The organism is Pseudomonas sp. 22490 (genome assembly GCF_052044465.1).
In the GTDB taxonomy this organism is placed as follows: Bacteria; Pseudomonadota; Gammaproteobacteria; order Pseudomonadales; family Pseudomonadaceae; genus Pseudomonas; species Pseudomonas aeruginosa.
The window spans coordinates 1-21545 of the sequence record NZ_JBQENS010000010.1; the positions used below are offsets into that span (position 1 = coordinate 1).

Below are 21545 nucleotides of genomic sequence, written 5' to 3' on the forward strand. Positions count from 1 at the left end.
ACCTGGCCGCCACGGTTGTCGAGATCGCCACGGGTCTTGACCACGGCGCGGTCCCGGCTCTGCAACAGGCCGTCCTGGCGGTTGTCCAGGCTGCTCGCCTCGACCCGCAGTTCGCCCTCGGCGAGCAGCTTGCCGCCACGGTTGTCCAGGTGCCCGGCGTCGACCCGGACGGTCGCCCCCTTCAGGCTGCCGCCCTGGTTGTCCAGCGCCTGGCTCGCCTTCGCTTCCAGCGCGCGGCTGGCCACCAGGCTGCCGGCGTTGCGCAGGGTGCCGCTGCGCAGCTCGAGGTCGCCGCGCGCGTTGCGCCGCTCGTCTGGCTCGACGCCGGCTTCGATCACCCCGGCGTTGTCGATATGCGCCGCCTCCAGCGCGATGCGTTCGCGCGCCGCCAGGCTCTGCCGGTTGACCAGTTCCTCCGCGCTGCGGATCTCGGCGCTGCCACCGGCGTAGGTCTTGCCGTTCAGCTCCACGGCCTGGGCCGCGATCTTCAGGTCGCCCTGGCTGGAGGCCTGGGCCAGGCTCAGCTTGCCGCTGGCGTCGATGCGGATGTCGCCGCCGCTGGCGGCCATGTCGCCGGCCAGCCGCACCCCCACGCCCTGCTCGGTGCCGACCAGGCGGATCGCCCCGGCGTACATCCCGCCCAGCGCCGAGCTGTCGATCGCCAGCTGCGGCTTCTCGCTGCCATCGGCGGCGCGCGGCGTGGCCTGCAGGCTGTCGGCCTGGACGTCGTTGCGGCCGGTGACGATGTTGAGGTTCTTCGCGTAGAGCTTGGCGTTGAGCTTGGCGCTGCGGGTGATCAGGTCGAACTGTTCGAGGTTGCCGACGTTCAGTTCGGCGCCTTCGACGACGATGTCGCCGCCGTCCACCTGGAAGCGCTCCAGGCGCTGGCCGTCCATGATCGGCTTGCCGGTGGTGAGGGTCGCGCGCGGCGTGTTGATGAAGCCGCAGCCCTGGCAGGTGATGCCGTGCGGGTTGGCGACGATCACCCGCGCCGACTGCCCGGCCACCTCGGTGTAGCCGGCCAGGGTGCTGCGGTTGCCGCCGGTGACCTGGTTGAGGATCACCTGCGCCGCCTGGCCCTTGAGGTTGGGGTTGCCGAGGATGATCCCGCCGAGCTGGGTACCCTGGGTCTTGCCGGTGGCGTTGTTGAGGATCAGCCCGTTGGCGCCGACGTTGTAGTCGCGGAAATGGTTGTTCGACAGCCCGGCGCCGTTGGGCGTGGCGATATTGACGATGGGCACGCCGTTGCCCGCCTGGCCCAGGCCGGTGTTGCCGCCGGCGGCCTTGTCCAGCGCCAGCCCCGCCGCCGCGGCGACGATCGGGTTGAGGAACAGGATGCCGGCCAGGGACAGGGCGATGCACTGGTTCAGCGGGCTGCGGATGTCCATATCGTTACTCCTTGGCGGGTAGGGGCCCGGCGAGGTTAAGCAAGGTTTTCCAAGGAAAGGGCCTCGATGCAGGTAGGCGCTTTCCTAAAGCGTTCAGGAGGTCGCCGCGTCTTCAGAAGAACGCGTCGACCCGGAAATAGATCGGGTGCTCGCGCCGCTCGATGGCGCTGGGCCGCTCCAGCGAGCGGGCGAAGCCGACGCTGGCGGCGAAATAGCGGCCGCGGGCATCCAGTTCGATGGCGTTGCCGCTCATGCGCCCGCTGGCGCCGTCGTTGTAGCGGTCGTGGCGGATCACGCCGACGTCGTAGGCGAAGGCCACGCCGTATTCCTGCAGCCAGGGCCGCAGCGGCGCCCACTCCACCGCGCGCCGCCAGCGCAACTGGTTGCGCCAGTAGCCGCCGCTGTCGCCGGTCAGGGTCTGGTCCTTGAAGCCGCGCACCGAGCTGTTGCCGCCGAGGCTGATGCGCTGCGGGCTGAACAGCACGTCCTCGCTCCTCTGCCCGGTGGCCAGGCTGTCGAAGCTGAAGCGCTCGCCCCATAGCTGGAACGGCTGCAGGTAGCTGAGGGTCAGGCTGTACTTGTCGTAGCGCGCATTCGGATCGCCCGCCTGCGGGTGGCCGCGACCCTGCGCGCCAAGGGCGCCGATGCCCTGCTGCCAGCCGAGGTCGAGGTTGACGAAGCCGCTGCCGATCCGCCGGCCATGGTTGAAGCCGAGCTGGGTCTCGGTGATCCGCGTGCTCTGGTCTTCCAGGCGGGTGTCTTCGACATAGTTGTTGGTGCGCTGGTGGCTGAGCCCCAGGCTCATGGCGGTCTTGCTCACACCGTCGCGGTGCAGCACGCGTTCGGCGCGGAACTGGTGGCTGCGGCTGTCGCCATCGAGCTTGAAGGGGAAGCCGCTGGCCTCGTTGCGCGTGCGGTAGTCGCTCTGGCTGTAGCCGTAGGTGAAGGTCCACCAGCCCCAGGGCAGGCTGTAGAACAGGCTCTGGCTGTCGGAATGGCGCCAGCGGTCGGTCACCGCGTCGCGGTTGGCGCGCAGGTTGAGCTGGTCGGCCAGGCCCAGCGGGCTGTCCCAGTCCAGGCCCAGGCCCATCTGCTGCTCGCCGGTGCTGACGTCGCCGTCGTTGTTGCGCGTGGCGGAGACCCGCCAGGGCTTGTCGCGCTCGCCCTTGAGACGCACCCGGCTGCCGCCGACCTCGCTGCCGGGCACCAGCTCCAGTTGCGCCTGGCGCGACGGCAGGCGGCTCAACTGGTCGACCAGTTGCTCCAGCTCGCGCAGGTCGAGCAACTCGCCGGTCCTGCCCGGAAAGCTCATCGTCAGTTCGCGCGGGCTGGCCAGCGCGGAGCTGTCCAGGCCCTCCAGGCGGCCTTCGACGACGATGATGCGCAGGGTCCCGGAGGCCAGGTCCTGCTGTGGCAGGTAGGCACGGGTGGTGACGTAGCCGCGATCCAGGTAATGGTCGGTGACGGCCTTGAGCAGCGCATTGAGCTGGCCGACGCCCAGGCAGCGCCCCTGGTAGGGCGCCAGCAGTTGGCGACGCGCGCTTTCGCCGAGGTGCCCGGCGCCTTCCAGCTCGATGCGGCGGATCTCGAAGCAGCGCTCGTCGCCGCCGGAGGCATCCGCAGCGGCGGGCGCTCCCTTGCCGGGCAGTTGCTGGAGTTCCTCCAGGCGCTTGCGCTGTTCGTCCAGCAGGCGCTGCTGGCGGTCGCGGATCAGGTCGCGGTCGCCGGGGGAGGTGAAGGGGGCGGCGCTGGCCATGAGCGGCAGGCACAGGAAGATAAAGGCCAGGCGATGGAGAGCCACGATTTCATTCCTTGAAATACAGAAAGGCGCGATGTTGGCCCAGCGGCTACAGCGGGTAAGCAGGAATATTCCGAAATCCGTCTTCCATGAGTCGGACAATCCGGGAGTAAGGCACAAGGCCATCTGGGCGCGCCGAAAAACCTAACACAGACTTTTGGATTAATCCGTTAGATGGCACGCTTTCTCGACGAACTGCAACAAGACCCATCGTTGGTAGGGTACTCATCGCGGCAAAAAGAAAGGGCCGGCTCCCATGGGAAAGCCGGCCCCCGGATACTGCTCGTCGCAGGCGCTGCATCAGCCGCGCTGGTAGACGATTTCCTTGGTGCCGCCGTCGCAGGTGCCGACTACCTTCTTGTCGGTGACGCTGCCCTTGTCGACGATTTCCAGGGTGTAGGCAGGAACGCCGTTGGCCTTGATCTTCGCATCGATCTCGGCTTTCAGTTCCTCACAGGGCTTGGCGGCGAATGCGCTGCCCGCCACGGCAAACAGGCCGACTGCCAACATCAACTTCTTCATGAACACATTCCCTCGTTGCATGGATGAAGACCCGAACGGGTCAGGCTTGCCAAATGCGGCAAGGTTGAGACGAGCGCGCCGCCCATGGAGGCACGCCGCCCTCATAGCCTGTGCATGATCCGGCGAAGCGGAAAGACGCGGTGGCCTTCCCAGGGCGCTGGCGATCGTGGACAGGTTTCCAGGGTGCCATCAGCTATTGGCGATACGGAACCCTACTTTCAGGGTCACCTGGTAATGGCCGACGGCGCCGTTCTCGATGTGCCCGCGGGTATCCACCACCTCGAACCATTCCAGATGCTGGATGCTCTTCGCCGCTTCGGCGAGGGCGTTGTTGATGGCGTCCTCGATGCTGGTCTTGGACGAGCCGACCAGTTCGATCTTCTTGTAGGTGTGGTGATTGGACATGAACTCTCTCCCCGGACGATGCCTGGTTCTTCGCGCCCGACGGGCGCCTCTGTTCAATGGACACTAGCCGAGCCGGAAAAGTGCAGCAAATCGCCAGCGCTCAGCCTGCCAACTGCTCCCGCAACCATTGCGCCAGGCGCCCGGCACGCGGATCGTGCAGGCGCGCCGGTACCCACAGGGCCAGGCGCGCATCGGTCTCGATGAAGCCCCAGGGCGCCGCCAGGCGGCCCGCGGCGAGATCGTCGCGGACCAGCGGCTCCGGGGCGATGGCCACGCCGAGGCCCGCCACCGCCGCTTCCAGCAGGTAGTAGAGATGCTCGAACCCCTGGCCATAGCGCAGCGCCTCCGCCGCCAGCCCCTGGCTCGCGGCCCAGGCCGGCCAGGCCTGGGGTCGCGAGGCGGTATGCAGCAGCGGCTCCTGCAACAGCCGCGCGGCGGGCGCCTGGGCCAGGCCGGTTTCCTGCGCCAGGCGCGGGCTGACCACCGGCCCCATGCGCTCGGGCGCCAGTTCGAAGACCTGCATGTCCGCCGGCCAGGGCGGCTCGGCGAACCAGAGCATGGCGTCCAGGCCGGGACGACGCGGATCGAACTCGCCCTCGCTGGTGGACAGTTGCAGGCGCAGGTCGGGGAGGGCACGGTTGAGCCGGTCCAGCCGCGGGATGAACCAGCGCGCCAGCAGGCTGCCGGGTACGCCGAGGACGAACGGGGCCTCGGCGGTCTGCCGGCGCAGCTCGGCACAGACGCCACGCAGTCGCTCGAACGCATCGCCGCAGGCGTCACGCAGGCGAACGCCGGAATCGGTGAGTTTTACGCCGCGTCCATCCTTGCCGAACAGGGCCACCCCGAGATCGTCCTCGAGCAACCGCACCTGCCGGCTCACGGCGCCATGGGTAACGTGCAGTTCCTCGGCCGCCAGGCTGATGCTGTGCAACCGGGCAGCGGCTTCGAAAGCGCGCAGGGCATTCAGGGAAGGGAGGTCGCGGCTCATGGCTATTCGTGAGTTTTCCTGACAGGTTTGAGCAATCTTATCGGTTTCTTTTACCCGGCGGGGGGATTAGATTCTGCCCATACGTCATTTCCTGGAGCCCTCCATGACTTCCTATCGCAACGGCCCCGACGCCAAGGGCCTGTTCGGCCGCTTCGGCGGCCAGTACGTCGCCGAGACCCTGATGCCGCTGATCCTCGACCTCGCCCGCGAGTACGAGAAGGCCAAGGACGACCCGGCGTTCCAGGAGGAACTGGCCTACTTCCAGCGCGACTACGTCGGTCGGCCGAGCCCGCTGTACTTCGCCGAGCGCCTGACCGAGCACTGCGGCGGGGCGAAGATCTACCTCAAGCGCGAGGAGCTGAACCATACCGGCGCGCACAAGATCAACAACTGCATCGGCCAGATCCTCCTGGCCCGGCGCATGGGCAAGAAACGCATCATCGCCGAGACCGGCGCCGGCATGCACGGCGTGGCCACCGCCACCGTCGCCGCGCGCTTCGGCCTGCAGTGCGTGATCTACATGGGCACCACCGACATCGACCGGCAGCAGGCCAACGTCTTCCGCATGAAGCTGCTGGGCGCCGAGGTGATCCCGGTGACCGCCGGCACCGGTACCCTGAAGGACGCCATGAACGAGGCGCTGCGCGATTGGGTGACCAACGTCGACAGCACCTTCTACCTGATCGGCACGGTCGCCGGCCCGCATCCGTACCCGGCGATGGTCCGCGACTTCCAGGCGGTGATCGGCAAGGAAACCCGCGAGCAACTGGCCGAGAAGGAAGGGCGCCTGCCCGATTCGCTGGTCGCCTGCATCGGCGGCGGCTCCAACGCCATGGGCCTGTTCCACCCGTTCCTCGACGACGCCGGGGTGCAGATCGTCGGCGTGGAAGCCGCCGGCCACGGCATCGACACCGGCAAGCACGCGGCCAGCCTGAACGGCGGGGTTCCCGGCGTGCTGCACGGCAACCGCACCTTCCTGCTGCAGGACGCGGATGGCCAGATCATCGACGCACACTCCATCTCCGCCGGCCTCGACTATCCCGGCATCGGCCCGGAACACGCCTGGCTGCACGACACCGGCCGCGTCGAGTACACCTCGATCACCGACGACGAAGCCCTGGAGGCCTTCCACACCTGCTGCCGCCTCGAAGGCATCATCCCGGCACTGGAAAGCTCCCATGCCCTGGCCGAGGTCTTCAAGCGTGCGCCCAGCCTGCCCAAGGAGCACATCATGGTGGTGAACCTGTCCGGTCGCGGCGACAAGGACATGCAGACCGTCATGCACCACATGCAACAGGAGTCGAAAGCATGAGCCGCCTGCAGACCCGCTTCGCCCAGCTCAAGCAGGAAAACCGCGCCGCCCTGGTGACCTTCGTCACCGCCGGCGACCCGGACTACGCGTCTTCCCTGGAAATCCTCAAAGGCCTGCCGGCGGCCGGAGCCGACGTGATCGAACTGGGCATGCCGTTCACCGATCCGATGGCGGACGGCCCGGCCATCCAGTTGGCCAACATCCGCGCCCTCGACGGCGGCCAGACCCTGGCCAGGACGTTGCAGATGGTCCGCGAATTCCGCAGCGGCGAGAGCGAGACGCCCCTGGTGCTGATGGGCTACTTCAACCCGATCCACCACTACGGCGTCGAACGCTTCATCGCCGAGGCGAAGGAGGTGGGGGTGGACGGCCTGATCGTGGTCGACCTGCCGCCGGAGCACAACGAAGACCTCTGCCACCCGGCCCAGGCCGCCGGCCTCGACTTCATCCGCCTGACCACCCCGACCACCGGCGACCAGCGCCTGCCGACGGTGCTCGAAGGCAGTTCCGGGTTCGTCTACTACGTGTCGGTGGCCGGCGTCACCGGCGCCAACGCGGCGACCCTGGAACACGTCGAGGAAGCGGTGGCGCGCCTGCGCCGGCATACCGACCTGCCGATCGGTATCGGCTTCGGCATCCGCAGCGCCGAACACGCCGCCGCGGTCGCGCGGTTGGCCGACGGCGTGGTGGTCGGCTCGGCGCTGATCGACCGGATCGCCAAGGCCCGCGACAATGCCCAGGCGGTCAAGGATGTCCTCGCCCTGTGCGGCGAGCTGGCCGAAGGCGTGCGCAACGCACGCTGACAGACCCTGACAGCGGCATTCGCCAGGCGCAGGCAACCCGCTGCGCCTGGCCTTGCGTTGCACGCTGCCAGAACCGTGAGGAAAAATTCACGGTCACTTTCAGAAACGTCTTATTGTCCGCCGACTCTGCCGAAGCCTTGAATAGCGCCTCACCCAAATAGCCAACGCATTCAAAGAAGGTTCGCATGAGTAAGGTGCTGATCGTCGATGATCATCCCGCTATCCGCCTGGCCGTGCGCTTGCTGTTCGAGCGCGACGGTTTCACCATCGTCGGCGAGGCCGACAACGGTGCCGAAGCCCTGCAGGTAGCCCGCAAGAAGTCTCCCGACCTGGCCATCCTGGACATCGGCATCCCCAAGATCGACGGTCTCGAAGTGATAGCCCGCCTGAAGTCCCTGAAGCTGGACACCAAGGTCCTGGTCCTGACCCGGCAGAATCCGGCGCAGTTCGCCCCGCGATGCCTGCAGGCCGGCGCCATGGGCTTCGTCAGCAAAAGGGAAAACCTCTCCGAGCTGCTGCTCGCCGCCAAGGCCGTGCTGGCCGGCTACATCCACTTCCCCACCGGGGCGTTGCGCAGCATCAACCAGCAGAGCCGCGACAACGAGGCCCGCATGCTGGAAAGCCTTTCCGACCGCGAGATGACCGTGCTGCAGTACCTGGCCAACGGCAATACCAACAAGGCCATCGCCCAGCAGCTGTTCCTCAGCGAGAAAACCGTGAGCACCTACAAGTCACGCATCATGCTGAAACTCAACGCCCATTCCCTGGCCGGCCTGATCGATTTCGCCCGCCGCCACGAGCTGATCTGAGGATCCCATGCGAACGTTCGACCTGACCGCCGCCCTGGGCGACCGCGCCAACCAACCGGAGATCAGCCGCCTGCTCGTCGCGCAGCTGATGACCAGCAACAACGAAGACACCCGCAAGCTGCGGCGCGCCCAGGAGCGCGAGCAGACCCAGGAACTCAACGAGCTGGCGCACCGCCTGGCGGGCATGGCCTCGCTGATCCACGCCCACGCCGTGGAACGCGCCTGCCACCAACTGGAGATCGCCTGCGGCGAAAGCTCCGTGCGCAAGCTCGCCGATGCCGTCGACGACCTGGTGACGGCACTGGGCGAGCTGCAATGCGAACTGCACGACTGGATGACGATGACCGCGCCTCAAGGCACGGCGAAGTCATAGCGTTGCGGGCCTTCGTCCAGGATCGACAGGTCCAGCGGGCGAATGGCTCCCATCCAGATGGCTCGGTCGCGATGGTCGAGCAGATCGTTGCCGGTGACCGGGTGGATGAACACCACCAGGTCCTGCCGATGGATAGCCAGCCAGGGCACCAGCTCGCCGAACACCTCGGGAGCGAACGCCAGCTGGCAGCTCCAGTCCGGATGCGGCCCTACCGGCCGCTCATGGACCCGCCCCATCTTCAGCGGAAAGCGCCGCGCCGCCTCTTCGCAAAGGGCGCGGGCTCGCTCGATGCTCTGCGCATCGAAATAGACGTGAGCATGGAAGCCCTGGATGCGGGGGGTGGAATACTCGTTCATCGTCACCTCTTCAAGCGCCGCCGGCCTGCAACTCGGCCTGTAGCCAGTCGACGAAACCGTCGACCAGCCGCTGGCGCCGCTTGCGCTCCGGCAATACCGCATAGTACCCGTATCGCGACAGGCAGCTCTCGCCAATGGGCCGGCAAAGCAGCCCCTGTTCGAGCAGGCCGTCGACCAGGTGGCGCCAGCCGATGGCCACGCCCTGGCCGGCGATGGCCGCCTGGATCAGCAAGGTGTAGTTGTCGAAGCTGAGCACCGCCGGAATCGGCTGCCGATCGATGGCCAACGCTTCGAACAACGCCGGCCAGTCGAACCAGCGGGCGTGCTGCGCCGGCTTCAGATGCAGCATCGGCAGGCGCGCCAGGTGCGCCTTGGCCAGCGGCAACTGCAATCCCTCGACCAGCCGCGGGCTACAGACCGGGAACACCTCCTCGCGAAACAGCCGGTGCGCTTCGCCGTGCTTGGAACGACCGTCGCCGAACAGGATCGCCACGTCGATATCGCCGCGCTGGCCGGCCAGGCCGCGCTCGCTGGTCACCAGGCTCACGTCCAGGTGCGGATGGGCCTGGTGGAAGCGCGGAAGGCGCGGCATCAGCCAGTAGGCAGCGAAGGCGTAGTCGGTGGCCACCTGGAGCACCTCGTGGCGCTGGCGCGCGCCCAGCGCGGCGATGCCGGCATCGATCGTCTCGAGGCCGGCGGCCACGTGGCGGAGCAGGAGCTGGCCGGCGTCGGTGAGCACGATGCCTCGATGAACGCGCTGGAACAGAGGGGTCGCCAGCTCCTTCTCCAGGCGTTTGATCTGCTGGCTGACCGCAGGCTGGGTGGTCCCCAGCTCCTCGGCGGCAGCGGTGAAGCTGAGCTGGCGGGCGGCGGACTCGAATACCCGGAGCAGGTCGAGGGACAGCGGCATGAGGCGTTCTCCCATAAGCCAGGCTTATCCAACGCATCCAGCCCCATGCGGTTTACCAGGGATTTCGATGCACTGATGATCGACGCAGCACTATCGCATAACCCAATCGCATGGGATAAGCCGCCCGATGAAGACCTCGCCGAACATCCTGTTCATCATGGCCGACCAGATGGCCGCGCCGCTGCTGCCGCTTCACGATCCGCGCTCGGCGCTGCGCATGCCTCACCTCTCGCGCCTCGCCGAACGGGCCGTGGTGTTCGACTCGGCATACTGCAACAGCCCGCTCTGCGCGCCGTCGCGCTTCACCCTGGTCAGCGGTCGCTTGCCTACCCGCATCGGCGCCTGGGACAACGCCGCCGACTTCGCCGCCGATACCCCCACCTACGCCCACTACCTGCGCAAGCTCGGCTATCGCACGGCGCTGTCGGGCAAGATGCACTTCTGCGGTCCCGACCAGTTGCACGGCTACGAGGAACGCCTGACCAGCGACATCTATCCGGCGGACTATGGCTGGGCGGTGAACTGGGACGAGCCGGAGGTGCGCCCGAGCTGGTACCACAACATGTCCTCGGTTTTGCAGGCCGGTCCCTGCGTGCGCACCAACCAGCTGGACTTCGACGAGGAGGTGGTGTTCAAGGCCCGCCAGTACCTCTACGACCATGTTCGCCAGCACGCCGGCCAGCCATTCTGCCTGACCGTGTCGATGACCCATCCGCACGACCCCTACAGCATCCCGGCGAGCTACTGGAATCTCTACCGCGACGAGGACATCCCGCTGCCGCGCCAGCGCTTCGCCCAGGAGGAGCAGGACCCTCATTCGCAACGCCTGCTGAAGGTCATCGACCTGTGGGACAAGCCGTTGCCCGAGGAGCGCATCCGCGCCGCCCGGCGTGCCTACTTCGGCGCCTGCAGCTACGTCGACGCGCAGATCGGTGCGCTGCTGGCGACCCTGGAGGAATGCGGGCTGGCCGACGACACCATCGTGGTGTTCTCCGGCGACCATGGCGACATGCTCGGCGAGCGCGGCCTCTGGTACAAGATGCACTGGTTCGAGATGGCCGCGCGCGTGCCGCTGCTGGTCCATGCGCCGGCGCGCTTCGCGCCGCGCCGCATCGGCGCTTCGGTATCCACCGTGGACCTGCTGCCGACCCTGGTGGAGCTGGCCGGCGGCCAGGTCGATCCACGCCTGCCGCTGGAAGGCCGCTCGCTGCTGCCGCACCTGCGCGACGGCAGCGGGCATGACGAGGTGATCGGCGAATACACCGCCGAGGGCACCCTCAGCCCGCTGATGATGATCCGCCGCGGCGACTACAAGTTCATCTACTCCGAGCAGGACCCCTGCCTGCTCTACGACCTGCGCAACGACCCGCAGGAGCGCGAGAACCTCGCCGCCAGTCCGGCCCACCGCGGAACGTTCGAGGCGTTCCTCGACGAGGCCCGGCGACGCTGGGACATCCCCGCGATCACCCGCGCCGTACTCGACAGCCAGCGCCGCCGACGCCTGGTGGCCGCCGCGCTGGCGCGAGGGCGGCTGGCCAGCTGGGACCACCAGCCGTGGGTCGACGCCAGCCAGCAGTACATGCGCAACCATATCGACCTGGACGATCTCGAGCGCCGCGCGCGCTTCCCGCAACCCTGAGCACGAGGGCACTTCCATGAACCGGCTTCCCACCTGCCTGCTGGCCGCCACCCTGTTCCTGGCCAGCGCCTCGCTATACGCCGAAGACCCCGCCTGTGCCCGCGTCAGGCTGGCCGATCCAGGCTGGAGCGATATCGCGGTGACCAACTCCACTGCCGCGTTTCTCCTGGAAAGCCTCGGCTACCAGGTGAAGATCGATACCCTGTCGGTGCCGATCATCTATGGCGGCCTGCGCGACGGCCAGGTGGACGCCTTCCTCGGCGGCTGGATGCCCGCGCACCAGGACTATCACGACAAGTTCGTCGCCAGCGGCCAGGTCGAACGCCTCGGTCGCAACCTCGACGGCACCCGCTTCACCCTGGCGGTGCCGCGCTACGTCTGGGACGCCGGCGTACACCGCTTCGAGGACCTCGCCGCGCAAGGGCAACGCTTCAACCGCAAGCTGTACGGGATCGGCTCCGGCGCGCCGGCCAATCAGTCGATCCAGAAGATGATCGACGCCAACCAGTTCGGCCTCGGCGACTGGAAGCTGGTGGAGTCCAGCGAGCAGGCGATGCTCGCCGAACTCGGCCGGGCCGAGAAGCGCCAGCGCTGGCTGGTGTTCCTCGGCTGGACGCCGCACCCGATGAACATCCGCCATGACCTGCGCTACCTGGAAGGCGGCGAGCAGTACTTCGGCGACCGCGGCCAGGTCTACACCCTGGCACGCAAGGGCTACGCCGCGCAGTGCCCGAACCCGGCGCGGCTGCTGGCCAACCTGCGCTTCGACCTGGATATGGAGAACCGCCTGATGAGCGACGCGCTGGAAGGCACGGCGACTCCGGCCTCGGCGACCCGCGCCTGGCTCAAGGCCAACCCGCAGGTGCTCGAGGCCTGGCTGCAAGGGGTGACCAGCCGCGACGGCGGCGACGCCCTGGCCGCGGTTCGCGGCCAGCCATAGCGCCATGTGGACGCGCCTGCTGCCGTTCCTCGCCTGGCTACCGGGGCTGCACCGGGGCATGCTCGGGCGCGAGGCCTGGGTCGGCCTGAATGGCGCAATCCTGGCACTGCCGCAATCGATGGCCTATGCGCTGATCGCCGGCCTGCCAGCGGAGTACGGCCTGTACGCGGCGATGCTGCCAGTGGCGATCGCCTGCCTGTGGGGCTCGTCGCGCTACCTGGTGAGCGGTCCCACCGCGGCGATCTCGGTGCTGCTGTTCAGTTCGGTGGCCCCGCTGGCGCCGCTGGGCAGCCCGCAATACGTCCAGGCCGTGCTGCTGCTGACCTTTCTCGCCGGCGCCTTCCAGTGGCTGCTCGGCGTCCTGCGCGTCGGGTCGCTGGTCAATTTCGTCTCGCATTCGGTGATGCTCGGCTTCACCCTTGGCGCGGCGCTGCTGATCGTCCTCGGCCAACTGCCCTATCTTCTCGGCCTGGCCGCGAGCGGGGAGGGCGCAGCGCCGGGAAACGGCTGGCGGCTGCTGGCGCGGTTCGCCGAGTTCGATGGCCCATCGCTGCTGGTGGGCGGCTTCAGCTTCGCGCTCAGCCTGCTGGTCAGGCGCCTGCGACCGCGCTGGCCGGCCCTGCTGCTTGGCTTGCTGGGCGGTGCCACGCTGGTCTGGGCGCTACCCGGGACCTTCGCCTCGGTAGCCCATGTGCAGGCCTTATCGAGCGCACTGCCGGGCTGGAATCCGCTGGTCTTCGATTCCCGATCGATCCTCGACCTGCTACCTGCGGCGGTGGCCTGCGGCATGCTCGGGCTGGTCACCAGCCTGTCGATCGCCCGCGCCCTGGCCGCGCGCCAGGGAGACGCGTTCGATGCCAACCAGGAGGTCCGCGCCCAGGGCCTGTCGAACCTGCTCGGGCCTTGGCTGTCGGCGAGCCTGTCGGCGGGCTCCTTCACCCGCTCCGGGCTGAATCTGGAAGCCGGTGCGCGCTCCCCGCTGGCGGGTGCGTTTTCGGCGCTCTGGGTGGCACTGCTGGCCGTGCTCGGTGCGCGCCTGATCGAGCATGTGCCGTTGCCGGCGATGGCCGCAGGCATCCTGCTGATCGCCTGGGGCCTGATCGACCGCCCGGCGCTCCGCGCGCTCTACCGCAGCGGCCGCGCCGAATGCCTGGTGGCCGGCCTAACCGCCCTGGCCACGCTGCTGTTGCCGCTGCAGAACGCCATCTACGCGGGAGTGCTGGCGTCGCTGGTCTTCTACCTGCGGCGCACCTCGACACCACGCGTACTGCGCCAGCGCAACGACGAGGAAGAAGTGCTGCGCATCGAAGGCTCGATCTTCTTCGGCGCCTGCGACTACCTGCAACGCCTCATGCGCCAATGCGACAGGCCACGGCTGGTGCTGGACGCCCGCCAGGTGAACTTCATCGACTTCGCCGGCGCAGTGCTGTTGCAGCAGGAAGCCCGCCGCCTGCACGCCGAGGGCCGCCGCCTGGTATTGCGCCACGCCCGCCCGCAGGTCCGCGAAGCGCTGGGCCGGCAGGCCGACGAAGGCTGCCGCCTGCACTACGAAGGCTGACGCTCAGGGCGCCGCCGGCGATGTCGGTGCGCTGTCGCCGGGCAGCAGTTGCGGCGATTCCCGCTGCAGCTTGTCGCGCATCATCTCCAACTGTCCAAGGGCGGCGCGAGCCTCGTCGATTTCCTCGGCGCTGCGCTCGCCACCCTGTTCGGCCGCCTCGATCCGCGCGCGGATTTCCGGTATCTGCTGTACGCCGCTGGTGTAGGCCTGTACCAGTTCGCGGGTCTGTCGTTCCTCGAAGGCCTGGTACTGCTTCGGATCGGCCAGCTCCTGCGCCGTCGCGCCCTGGCGTGGTTGCAGGCCGCCGAGCGGCGGGCTGCGCGGGTCGCCCTCGTCGCGCAGCATCTGCATGAACTGGATCGCCTGCTCGCGATCCAGTTCCGCCACCGGCGGCTCCGCCTCGTACGCCGGTGCTGCCGCTTGCGATCGCACCGGCGCCGGCGGCGGCGGACGGTCGTCGACCGCGGGCAGTGCCGCAAGCGTCCTGGCTGGCGACGGAGAAGACGAGGAAGCGGCCATATCGGCAGGCGCCAGCAACACGCCGGCGCAGGCCAGGGCGATCGCCAGCCCGCTGCAGCCGAGGGCAACGCCGAGCCAGCGCTTCACAGGCCTTCCACCCTGGCGCCGGCCAGCAGGTTGCGCAGGCGCGTCTCGAACTGCGCTGCCAGTTGCTCGCGCGCCACCGCCTGGTTCACCTCGAAGCGCACGCTGCGGTCGTCGAGGGGCAACTGGCGATCCTCGCGGCTACGCACCCGGACGATCTCGAACGCGCCGTCGATGCGCATCGGCTGGGAAACCGTATCGGCCTTCTGGATCAGCGCAGTCTTGCGCAGCAGGTCGAGCCGGCCGTCCTGGGGCCGTATCAGGCCTAGGTCGCCGGGCGGGTCGCGGTCCCTGTCATCGGCCAGGGAATAGCGGCGTACCGCCTCGTCGAAGGCCAGGCCGCCGCGCAACTCGGCGTAGACCTTGTCCGCGCTCGCCTGGTCGGCCAGGCGGATATGCGCCGCCTGCACCTGCGCGACGTTGCGGTAACGCTCCAGGTTGCGCCGATAGTAGGCCTCGGCGTCCTTGTCGCTGACCTTGCCGGCGAGTTCCCGCAGCGCCTCGGACTCATGGTGGAAATCACTGTAGAGGCCGATCTGGTGCAGATAGCGATGGCGCACCAGCTTGTCCCGCACCAGGGTCCTCACGCCCTGCCGCTCTGCCGGGCCGAAGCCGTCCCGGGCCAGGCGGTACCAGAGGTAGTCGCGGCGGATGCGGGTCTGGACCTGGCGCGCCAGGTAGGCGAGGTTGCCCTGTTGCAATTCGACCTGGCCCTGGACGTTGTCGCCTTCGTACAGCGATAGCAGGTCGAGGACCTGTGCCGGCTGGCCGGGAAACTGCCAGCCGATCAGCTCGACCCCGGCCGCCTCGCGGCGCTGCGTCTCGTCCAGCAGCAGGCTGTTTTCCACCAGGCCGCGGCTCCTCGGCGCCAGCACCTCGCGCAAACGCTCCGCGCTCAGGGCCCGGGGCTGGCGCAGGTATGGCCCGAGGTCCTCGCGGTAGCGCCTGCCGTATACCTGTTCGAGCAGGTTGCCGGCCTCGATCTCCACGCTGGCGTCGAGATCGGCGCGGCTCTGCGCGGTGAGCTGGTCTTCCACCGCGCGTGCCAGCAGGCGGTTTTCCACCAGGCCACGGCGCAACTGCTGCGGGTCGGTGTTGAACTTGACCCGCGACAAGGCCTGCTCGAGCAGGTCGACGCTTTTCCCCGGCAGCACCTCGCCGTCGATCCGCAGATCCTGCGGCGCCTTGGCGGGGACGCCATGGGCGCTCCACGCCAGCAGCCCGAAGGCGACCCCGCACAGTGCGCGACGCCAGCCCCGAGCGCGGTCAGAGAGCAGTCTGTGCATCGAAGCTGTTGGCGCCCTTGGTCAGTACGGTGACGGTCAGGGCGATGGACTCGGGAATCAGCTCCTTCGCCACCCGCAGGCGCGTCTCGTAGCTGGTGTCGTAGAGCGGCTCGGGACGCTCGTAGGCGACCTGGCCGGTCTGGGTGAGCAGGTCGCGGATGCTCTTGCTCGGATCGTAGCGCCCCACCAGGTTGGCCACCGCCGCCGGGTCGTTGAGCTTCTCGCTGGCGTAGTGGTCGTCGACCCAGCCTTCCCAGCTGGAATGGCCGTTGGCCGAGGTGATCCACACATGGTGCGGCTGGGCCACGTCGCCGGTGGCGTGCAGGGCATAGCCGATGGTTTGCAGCGAAGGCGCGGCGCGGAACTGCTCGAACCAGTAGGTGGCGAGGTTATCGATCGGCTGGAAGGCGGCGGTCTGGAAGTCGCCGTAGTGCTCCTGCCAGTCCGAGCGGGTGCCCTGGCGGTAGTGCGCCTCGGTGGTGTCGAAGTCCTCGCGCTTCAGCTCGCGGTTGTAGAGGTAGACCATGGCGTACCAGTCGACGTCGGCGATGCCGCCGTCGACCTTGTGGTAGCGGTAGTCGTAGCCGCCGTGGGGGTTGCCATGGGAGTCGCCGTCCCGGGCCAGGTTGAGGAAGTGCCAGTACGAGGTGTAGTTGACGATGCCCGAAGCCGCGCCCCACAGCGGCGCGTGTTCGTAGCCGACCCACCAGCCACCGAGACGGGTGTCCTTGAAGTCGTCCACGTCGAAGGCCGCCTGGCCGAGGATCTCCCCGGCCTGCGCCTCGCTGCCGGCGGCGCTCACGTAGAACCGGTAGGCCTGACGCATCTCCTCGGTGGCGTAGGAGGAGTTCATGAAGGCCAGGGCGTCCTTGACGATGTTCTTGTGGGTCGGTTGCGACCAGGCGTTGGCCTGGCTGGCGATGGCGCAGATGCAGAGACCGGCGGCCAGGCGGGCGAAGGTTTTCATCGGCAGCGCTCGAGAGTGAGTGAAGCCTGAAGTCTTAACCCGGTTTTGTGATTCCTACATGTCAGATGGAAACCGATTTGAGACGTACATCTCAAATGCTGCCTGACAACTCAGACAGTTGCCAACTGTCGGCGCAGCGTCTCCAACACTGGCGCCGAGGCAGGACGCACGCCGCGCCAGAGGAAGAATGCCTCGGCGGCCTGCTCCACCAGCATGCCCAGGCCATCCAGGGTACGCGCCGCACCGCGTTCGGCGGCCCAGCGGTTGAAGGCAGTCGGTTCCTTGGCATACATCATGTCGTAGCAGACGGTACGGCCGGGCTCGATCACGCTCTGCGCCAGCGGCGGCACGTCGCCGGCAAGACTGGCCGAGGTGCCGTTGACGATCAGGTCGAAAGGCCCTTCGACCTCGGCGAAACCGCAGCCGTGCACCGCGCCGAGGTCGGCGAACCGCTCGGCCAGGTCCACGGCCTTCCGCGCCGTGCGGTTGGCGATCAGCAACTCCGCCGGGCACTCGCCGAGGAAGGGTTCGAGCACCCCACGCACCGCACCGCCGGCGCCGAGCAGGAGAACCCGCTTGCCGCGCAGCTCGACCCCGGCGTTCGCCGTCAGGTCCCGCAGCAGGCCGGCGCCGTCGGTGTTGTCGCCGCGCAGGCGACCGTCGGCGAGGCGGATCAGGGTGTTCACCGCCCCGGCCCGGGTGGCCCGCTCGCTCAACTCGTCCACCAGACGATAGGCCTCTTCCTTGAACGGCACGGTGACATTGGCGCCCTTGCCCTGCTCGAAGAAGCGCCGGGCGAACCCGGGGAAATCGTCCAGCGGCGCCAGTTGCGCGTCATAGACCAGCGCCTCGCCGGTCTGCTCGGCGAACAGGCGGTGGATCAGCGGCGACTTGCTGTGGCCGATGGGGTTGCCGAATACGCAATAGCGGTCCATGGGTCGTTCCTTTGCCGGAGTGGGACGGGACGAGCGGACTCGTCCCCTGCGGGCGGGTCAGGGCTGGCCGGCGAGCCAATCGCGGTCGGCGAGGAAATACTCGGTCAGGCGCGCTTCCTCGCTGCCCGGCTCGGGTTTCCAGTCATAGCCCCAGCGCACCTGCGGCGGCAACGACATCAGGATCGATTCGGTACGGCCGCCGGACTGCAGGCCGAACAGGGTGCCACGATCGAAGACCAGGTTGAACTCCACATAGCGACCGCGACGATAGGCCTGGAACTCTCGCTGCCGTTCATCGAACGGCGTGTGCTTGCGGCGCTGGACGATCGGCAGGTAGGCGTCGATATAGGCATCGCCGATGGCGCGGATGAAGGCGAAGCAGGTGTCGAAGTCCCACTGGTTGAGGTCGTCGAAGAACAGGCCGCCGATGCCGCGCGGCTCGTTGCGGTGCTTGAGGTGGAAGTAGCGGTCGCACCATTCCTTGTAGCGCGGGTAGACGTCCGCGCCGAACGGCGCGCAGGCGTCGCGAGCGACCCGGTGCCAATGCACGCAGTCTTCCTCGTGGGCGTAGTAGGGGGTCAGATCGAAGCCGCCGCCGAACCACCAGACCGGCTCCTCGCCTTCCTTCTCGGCGCAGAAGAAACGCACGTTGGCATGGGAAGTCGGCACGTGGGGGTTTTCCGGATGGATCACCAGCGACACGCCGAGCGCCTGGAAACCGCGCCCGGCCAGTTCCGGCCGATGGGCGCTGGCCGAGGGCGGCAGGCTATCGCCGAAGACGTGGGAAAAATTCACCCCGCCCTTCTCGATCAATGCGCCGTCGCCGATTACCCGCGTCCGTCCGCCGCCACCGGCCGGACGCTCCCAGGCGTCCTCGGCGAAGCGGGCCTTGCCGTCCTCCGCCTCGAGGGCGGCGCAGATGCGGTCTTGCAGGTCGAGCAGGTAGGTTTTGACAGCGGCGATACGGTCGGTCACGGAGTTCACCTTGGAGCGGGGAGGCCGCGCGGGGCGCGGGCTGGCGACGAAACGAGGGCGCAAGCATACCACCCTGGATGGGTAGCCGGCGCTTGACGGCCGTCAAGGGGAAGGCTTGGATGAAGGCCTTTACCCAGGGTCGCCCACCCGGCGCGACCGTCCGAAACCCTGACGAAGCAGGAGTTCCAGCATGGCCAAGCGCATCCAGTTCGCTGCCTACGGCGGCCCCGAAGTCCTCGAATACCGCGACTACCAACCCGCCGAGCCGGGCCCCCGGGAAGTCCGCGTGCGCAATCGCGCCATCGGCCTGAACTTCATCGACACCTACTACCGTAGCGGCCTCTATCCAGCCCCCGGCTTCCCTTCGGGGCTGGGTAGCGAAGGGGCCGGCGAGGTCGAGGCGGTGGGCAGCGAAGTGACCCGTTTCAAGGTCGGCGACCGCGTCGCCTACGCCACCGGCCCGCTGGGCGCCTACAGCGAACTGCATGTGCTGGCGGAGGAGAAGCTGGTCCACCTGCCCGACGGCATCGACTTCGAACAGGCCGCCGCGGTGATGCTCAAGGGGCTCACCACCCAATACCTGCTGCGCCAGACCTACGAACTGCGGGGCGGCGAAACCATTCTCTTCCATGCCGCCGCGGGCGGCGTGGGCCTGTTCGCCTGCCAATGGGCCAAGGCCCTTGGAGTGCAGCTGATCGGCACCGTCAGCTCGCCGGAAAAGGCGCGCCTGGCCAGGCAGCACGGTGCCTGGGAGACCATCGACTATAGCCATGAGAACGTGGCGCGGCGGGTGCTCGAACTGACCGACGGGAAGAAGTGCCCGGTGGTCTACGACTCGGTGGGCAAGGATACCTGGGAAACCTCGCTGGACTGCGTGGCGCCGCGCGGCTTGCTGGTCAGCTTCGGCAACGCCTCGGGGCCGGTGACCGGGGTCAACCTTGGCATCCTCTCGCAGAAGGGTTCGCTGTACGTGACCCGGCCGACCCTGGGCAGCTACGCCGATACCCCGGAAAAACTCCAGGCGATGGCCGACGAGCTGTTCGGCCTGATCGAGCGCGGCGACATCCGCATCGAGATCAACCAGCGCTTCGCCCTGGCCGAAGCAGCCAGGGCGCATACCGAACTGGCCGCACGGCGAACCACCGGCTCGACCGTACTGTTGCCCTGAAGCGCGTACTCAGGCCGGGCGGATGACCTGTCCGGTCACCAGGTCGCGGATCAGGCTGGGGTTGCGGNGGGCGCCGCCGAGGATAGCGTCCAGCTCGTCGTGGAAGTATTGCTCCACCCGCAGCCGCGTGCGCGCCGCCGGGCGCCCGGCCGGATTGGCCGAGGTGGAGATCAGCGGACCGGTGAGATGGCACAGTTCCTGTACCAGGGGATGGTCGGTGACCCGCACGGCGACGCTCTCGTGGACGCCGGTGACCCACTCCGGCAGGCGCTCCTGGTGCGGCACCAGCCAGGTGTTCGGCCCCGGCCAGGTACCGGCCAGGCGGTCCAGCCAGACGTCCGGCAGGTCTTCGAGAAGGAAGTCGAGCTGGTGGATGTTCGCCGCCACCACGATCAGGCCCTTTTCCACCGGCCGCGCCTTCAGCGCCAGCAGGCGATACACCGCATCCTCGTTCCACGGGTCGCAGCCGAGCCCCCATACCGCCTCGGTGGGATAGGCGATCACGCCGCCCTCGCGGACGACCCGGGCGGCGCATTGCGCACGAAAGCTGCTGATCATCGACTCACTCCAGCGGACAGGGTGCGCGAAGTGTACGGTTTCAGCCGGAGCGATGCACCCAGGTGCCGGCCTCGCAGGCGACCCGGCCGTCGAGTTCCAGTTCGCTGAGCGTCGCCAGCACATCGGGCAGCGTCATGCCGCTGGCGGCGGCCAGGCCTTCGCTGGTGTAGGGCGCGGCGCGCAGCAGCGCCAGCAAAGGGTGGGGCAGGGGTTGCGCCGGCGCTTCCGCTGGCTCCGCCTGCGCCCAGCCGCGCAGTGCTTCGAGCACGTGCCCGACGCTTTCCACCAGCAGCGCGCCATCGCGAATCAGCTGGTGGCAGCCACGTGCGCCGGGATGGTGGATGGAACCCGGAATGGCGTACACCTCGCGCCCCTGTTCCGCCGCCAGCCGCGCGGTGATCAGCGAGCCGCTGGCGGGACTTGCCTCGACCACCAGCACACCCAGCGAGAGTCCGCTGATGATGCGGTTGCGCCGGGGAAAGTTTGCCGGCAGCGGCGGGCTGTCCAGCGGCAGCTCCGAAACCAGCGCGCCGCCACCCTCGACGATGCGCCGCGCCAGCGCTTCGTGGCGCCGCGGATAGAGCCTGCGCAGGCCGGTGCCGAGGACTGCCACGGTCGCGCCGCCAGCCTCCAGCGCGCCCTCGTGGGCGGCGCCATCGATGCCCAGGGCCAGCCCGCTGGTGATGGCGAAGCCGCCCTGCGCCAGGCTGCGCGCAAAGCTCCGGGCGGTGCCCAGCCCGGCGGGGCTGGCGCGGCGGCTGCCGACCATCGCCAGTTGGGGCCGTTCCAGAGTCTCCGGAGCGCCTTCGACGTACAGCAGCGGCGGGGCATCGGCGACTTCGGCGAGCAGTGCCGGGTATCCCGGGTCGTCCCACATCAGCAGGTGCCTGCGCGGACCTTCCAGCCAGCGCAGGGCTTCACCCGCCGCTTCCCGCACCGCCGGGCTGCGCCGCGCGGCGGCGGCCTCGGCAGGCACTCCCAGGGTGCGCCAGGCGCTGGCTGGCGCGGCAAGCGCGGAAGAGGCCGAACCGAAGGCCTCGATCAAGCGCAGGAAGCGCATGGGTCCCAGTTCGGGCAGGCCATGCAGGCGCAGCCGTGCTTCCAGTTCGGCTGGAGAATGGTTCTTCATCGCGACTCATCCATAGCAGGCAGGTCCATCGCTGACAGGAAGAGGGGAAGGGTCCGGCTTCCATCCTGGAAACCGTCGTATGAAATTTCCTTCCCCCAGAAACGCGAAACCCCCGCCGAGGCG

General features: G+C 68.3%; 22 protein-coding genes. 8 read left to right on the top strand and 14 right to left on the bottom strand.

Features of this window, described 5'->3' with window-relative positions; genetic code table 11:
• From ACTJJX_RS13010 to trpI, 5 genes are all read right to left on the bottom strand, one after another.
• The coding region (locus ACTJJX_RS13010; RefSeq protein ID WP_023124198.1) for a filamentous hemagglutinin N-terminal domain-containing protein at nt 1–1388 on the bottom strand (1388 nt) is incomplete at its 3' end.
• Nucleotides 1389–1500: 112 nt separating this feature from the next.
• Nucleotides 1501–3189: a two-partner secretion system transporter TpsB2 gene (tpsB2, locus tag ACTJJX_RS13015; protein ID WP_003147036.1), complete on the bottom strand. Its 1689-nt coding sequence runs from the start codon at nt 3187–3189 to the stop codon at nt 1501–1503.
• A gap of 297 nt (nt 3190–3486) precedes the next feature.
• Nucleotides 3487–3714, bottom strand: coding sequence for a DUF1161 domain-containing protein (locus tag ACTJJX_RS13020; protein WP_003097347.1), 228 nt, complete (start codon nt 3712–3714; stop codon nt 3487–3489).
• A 183-nt stretch (nt 3715–3897) separates the two neighbouring features.
• Nucleotides 3898–4113: a dodecin gene (locus ACTJJX_RS13025; RefSeq protein ID WP_003097345.1), complete on the bottom strand. Its 216-nt coding sequence runs from the start codon at nt 4111–4113 to the stop codon at nt 3898–3900.
• A 100-nt stretch (nt 4114–4213) separates the two neighbouring features.
• Entirely contained in the window at nt 4214–5101 is an 888-nt protein-coding gene (gene trpI, locus ACTJJX_RS13030) for a trpBA operon transcriptional activator TrpI (RefSeq protein ID WP_012613425.1), read from the bottom strand.
• A gap of 103 nt (nt 5102–5204) precedes the next feature.
• Here trpI and trpB point away from each other — a divergent pair, with 103 nt between their 5' ends.
• The 4 genes from trpB to ACTJJX_RS13050 all read left to right on the top strand — a co-directional run bounded on the left by trpB (nt 5205) and on the right by ACTJJX_RS13050 (nt 8398).
• Entirely contained in the window at nt 5205–6413 is a 1209-nt protein-coding gene (trpB, locus tag ACTJJX_RS13035; RefSeq protein ID WP_003097340.1) for a tryptophan synthase subunit beta, read from the top strand.
• Nucleotides 6410–7216 carry a tryptophan synthase subunit alpha gene (trpA, locus tag ACTJJX_RS13040; protein ID WP_003158557.1) on the top strand — a complete coding sequence of 269 codons (807 nt, stop codon included), beginning with the start codon at nt 6410–6412 and terminating at the stop codon, nt 7214–7216. The genes trpB and trpA overlap by 4 nt, the downstream gene beginning before the upstream one ends.
• Before the next feature lie 185 nt (nt 7217–7401).
• Complete coding sequence (locus ACTJJX_RS13045; RefSeq protein ID WP_003111192.1) at nt 7402–8025, top strand: response regulator transcription factor; 624 nt, start codon at nt 7402–7404, stop codon at nt 8023–8025.
• Nucleotides 8026–8032: 7 nt separating this feature from the next.
• Nucleotides 8033–8398 carry an Hpt domain-containing protein gene (locus ACTJJX_RS13050; protein ID WP_003097330.1) on the top strand — a complete coding sequence of 122 codons (366 nt, stop codon included), beginning with the start codon at nt 8033–8035 and terminating at the stop codon, nt 8396–8398.
• On the opposite strand, the gene ACTJJX_RS13055 is transcribed toward ACTJJX_RS13050, so the two are convergent.
• Both ACTJJX_RS13055 and ACTJJX_RS13060 read right to left on the bottom strand, forming a co-directional pair.
• Nucleotides 8377–8754 (bottom strand): DOPA 4,5-dioxygenase family protein, encoded by a 378-nt coding sequence (locus tag ACTJJX_RS13055; protein ID WP_003114635.1) that lies wholly within the window; start codon nt 8752–8754, stop codon nt 8377–8379. The genes ACTJJX_RS13050 and ACTJJX_RS13055 overlap by 22 nt on opposite strands.
• A 10-nt stretch (nt 8755–8764) precedes the next feature.
• The gene (locus ACTJJX_RS13060; protein WP_003122286.1) at nt 8765–9679 is read right to left on the bottom strand and encodes a choline sulfate utilization transcriptional regulator; all 915 of its coding nucleotides are present in this window, start codon (nt 9677–9679) and stop codon (nt 8765–8767) included.
• Between the two features lie 112 nt (nt 9680–9791).
• Here ACTJJX_RS13060 and betC point away from each other — a divergent pair, with 112 nt between their 5' ends.
• The 3 genes from betC to ACTJJX_RS13075 are packed head-to-tail and all read left to right on the top strand — an operon-like array spanning nt 9792 to nt 13801.
• Nucleotides 9792–11303 carry a choline-sulfatase gene (gene betC / locus ACTJJX_RS13065; RefSeq protein ID WP_016852307.1) on the top strand — a complete coding sequence of 504 codons (1512 nt, stop codon included), beginning with the start codon at nt 9792–9794 and terminating at the stop codon, nt 11301–11303.
• Nucleotides 11304–11319: 16 nt separating this feature from the next.
• A complete protein-coding gene (locus tag ACTJJX_RS13070; RefSeq protein WP_016852306.1) occupies nt 11320–12243 on the top strand; it encodes a choline ABC transporter substrate-binding protein in 924 nt (307 codons plus the stop codon).
• 4 nt (nt 12244–12247) lie between these two features.
• Nucleotides 12248–13801 carry a SulP family inorganic anion transporter gene (locus ACTJJX_RS13075; RefSeq protein ID WP_009875636.1) on the top strand — a complete coding sequence of 518 codons (1554 nt, stop codon included), beginning with the start codon at nt 12248–12250 and terminating at the stop codon, nt 13799–13801.
• Nucleotides 13802–13804: 3 nt separating this feature from the next.
• Here the strand turns inward: ACTJJX_RS13075 and ACTJJX_RS13080 are convergent, their stop codons facing one another.
• The 5 genes from ACTJJX_RS13080 to hemF form a co-directional block, all read right to left on the bottom strand.
• Nucleotides 13805–14407, bottom strand: coding sequence for a hypothetical protein (locus ACTJJX_RS13080; protein ID WP_003458422.1), 603 nt, complete (start codon nt 14405–14407; stop codon nt 13805–13807).
• Nucleotides 14404–15690, bottom strand: coding sequence for a peptidylprolyl isomerase (locus ACTJJX_RS13085; RefSeq protein WP_003458420.1), 1287 nt, complete (start codon nt 15688–15690; stop codon nt 14404–14406). Before ACTJJX_RS13085 ends, ACTJJX_RS13080 begins: the two co-directional genes overlap by 4 nt.
• A complete protein-coding gene (locus tag ACTJJX_RS13090; protein ID WP_003458417.1) occupies nt 15671–16657 on the bottom strand; it encodes a phospholipase C in 987 nt (328 codons plus the stop codon). Before ACTJJX_RS13090 ends, ACTJJX_RS13085 begins: the two co-directional genes overlap by 20 nt.
• A 110-nt stretch (nt 16658–16767) precedes the next feature.
• Nucleotides 16768–17592, bottom strand: coding sequence for a shikimate dehydrogenase (aroE, locus tag ACTJJX_RS13095; RefSeq protein ID WP_003111201.1), 825 nt, complete (start codon nt 17590–17592; stop codon nt 16768–16770).
• A gap of 57 nt (nt 17593–17649) precedes the next feature.
• A complete protein-coding gene (hemF, locus tag ACTJJX_RS13100) occupies nt 17650–18567 on the bottom strand; it encodes an oxygen-dependent coproporphyrinogen oxidase (RefSeq protein WP_003097311.1) in 918 nt (305 codons plus the stop codon).
• Between the two features lie 190 nt (nt 18568–18757).
• Here hemF and ACTJJX_RS13105 point away from each other — a divergent pair, with 190 nt between their 5' ends.
• Nucleotides 18758–19735, top strand: coding sequence for an NADPH:quinone reductase (locus ACTJJX_RS13105; RefSeq protein WP_003097303.1), 978 nt, complete (start codon nt 18758–18760; stop codon nt 19733–19735).
• A gap of 9 nt (nt 19736–19744) precedes the next feature.
• Here ACTJJX_RS13105 and ACTJJX_RS13110 read toward each other — a convergent pair whose 3' ends face one another.
• On the bottom strand, nt 19745–20293 hold the full coding sequence (locus ACTJJX_RS13110; RefSeq protein ID WP_440782008.1) for an L-threonylcarbamoyladenylate synthase: 549 nt from the start codon (nt 20291–20293) through the stop codon (nt 19745–19747).
• A 40-nt stretch (nt 20294–20333) separates the two neighbouring features.
• On the bottom strand, nt 20334–21422 hold the full coding sequence (gene dprA / locus ACTJJX_RS13115; RefSeq protein WP_003118479.1) for a DNA-processing protein DprA: 1089 nt from the start codon (nt 21420–21422) through the stop codon (nt 20334–20336).
• Between the last annotated feature and the right edge of the window lie 123 nt (nt 21423–21545).

Bases quoted from the DNA above. Each gene is read 5' to 3' on its own strand.
- ACTJJX_RS13025 (WP_003097345.1), bottom strand. From the start codon at position 4,113: ATGTCCAATCACCACACCTACAAGAAGATCGAACTGGTCGGCTCGTCC.
- trpI (WP_012613425.1), bottom strand. From the start codon at position 5,101: ATGAGCCGCGACCTCCCTTCCCTGAATGCCCTGCGCGCTTTCGAAGCC.
- trpB (WP_003097340.1), top strand. From the start codon at position 5,205: ATGACTTCCTATCGCAACGGCCCCGACGCCAAGGGCCTGTTCGGCCGC.
- trpA (WP_003158557.1), top strand. From the start codon at position 6,410: ATGAGCCGCCTGCAGACCCGCTTCGCCCAGCTCAAGCAGGAAAACCGC.
- ACTJJX_RS13045 (WP_003111192.1), top strand. From the start codon at position 7,402: ATGAGTAAGGTGCTGATCGTCGATGATCATCCCGCTATCCGCCTGGCC.
- ACTJJX_RS13050 (WP_003097330.1), top strand. From the start codon at position 8,033: ATGCGAACGTTCGACCTGACCGCCGCCCTGGGCGACCGCGCCAACCAA.
- ACTJJX_RS13055 (WP_003114635.1), bottom strand. From the start codon at position 8,754: ATGAACGAGTATTCCACCCCCCGCATCCAGGGCTTCCATGCTCACGTC.
- ACTJJX_RS13060 (WP_003122286.1), bottom strand. From the start codon at position 9,679: ATGGGAGAACGCCTCATGCCGCTGTCCCTCGACCTGCTCCGGGTATTC.
- betC (WP_016852307.1), top strand. From the start codon at position 9,792: ATGAAGACCTCGCCGAACATCCTGTTCATCATGGCCGACCAGATGGCC.
- ACTJJX_RS13070 (WP_016852306.1), top strand. From the start codon at position 11,320: ATGAACCGGCTTCCCACCTGCCTGCTGGCCGCCACCCTGTTCCTGGCC.
- ACTJJX_RS13075 (WP_009875636.1), top strand. From the start codon at position 12,248: ATGTGGACGCGCCTGCTGCCGTTCCTCGCCTGGCTACCGGGGCTGCAC.
- ACTJJX_RS13085 (WP_003458420.1), bottom strand. From the start codon at position 15,690: ATGCACAGACTGCTCTCTGACCGCGCTCGGGGCTGGCGTCGCGCACTG.
- ACTJJX_RS13090 (WP_003458417.1), bottom strand. From the start codon at position 16,657: ATGAAAACCTTCGCCCGCCTGGCCGCCGGTCTCTGCATCTGCGCCATC.
- aroE (WP_003111201.1), bottom strand. From the start codon at position 17,592: ATGGACCGCTATTGCGTATTCGGCAACCCCATCGGCCACAGCAAGTCG.
- ACTJJX_RS13105 (WP_003097303.1), top strand. From the start codon at position 18,758: ATGGCCAAGCGCATCCAGTTCGCTGCCTACGGCGGCCCCGAAGTCCTC.
- dprA (WP_003118479.1), bottom strand. From the start codon at position 21,422: ATGAAGAACCATTCTCCAGCCGAACTGGAAGCACGGCTGCGCCTGCAT.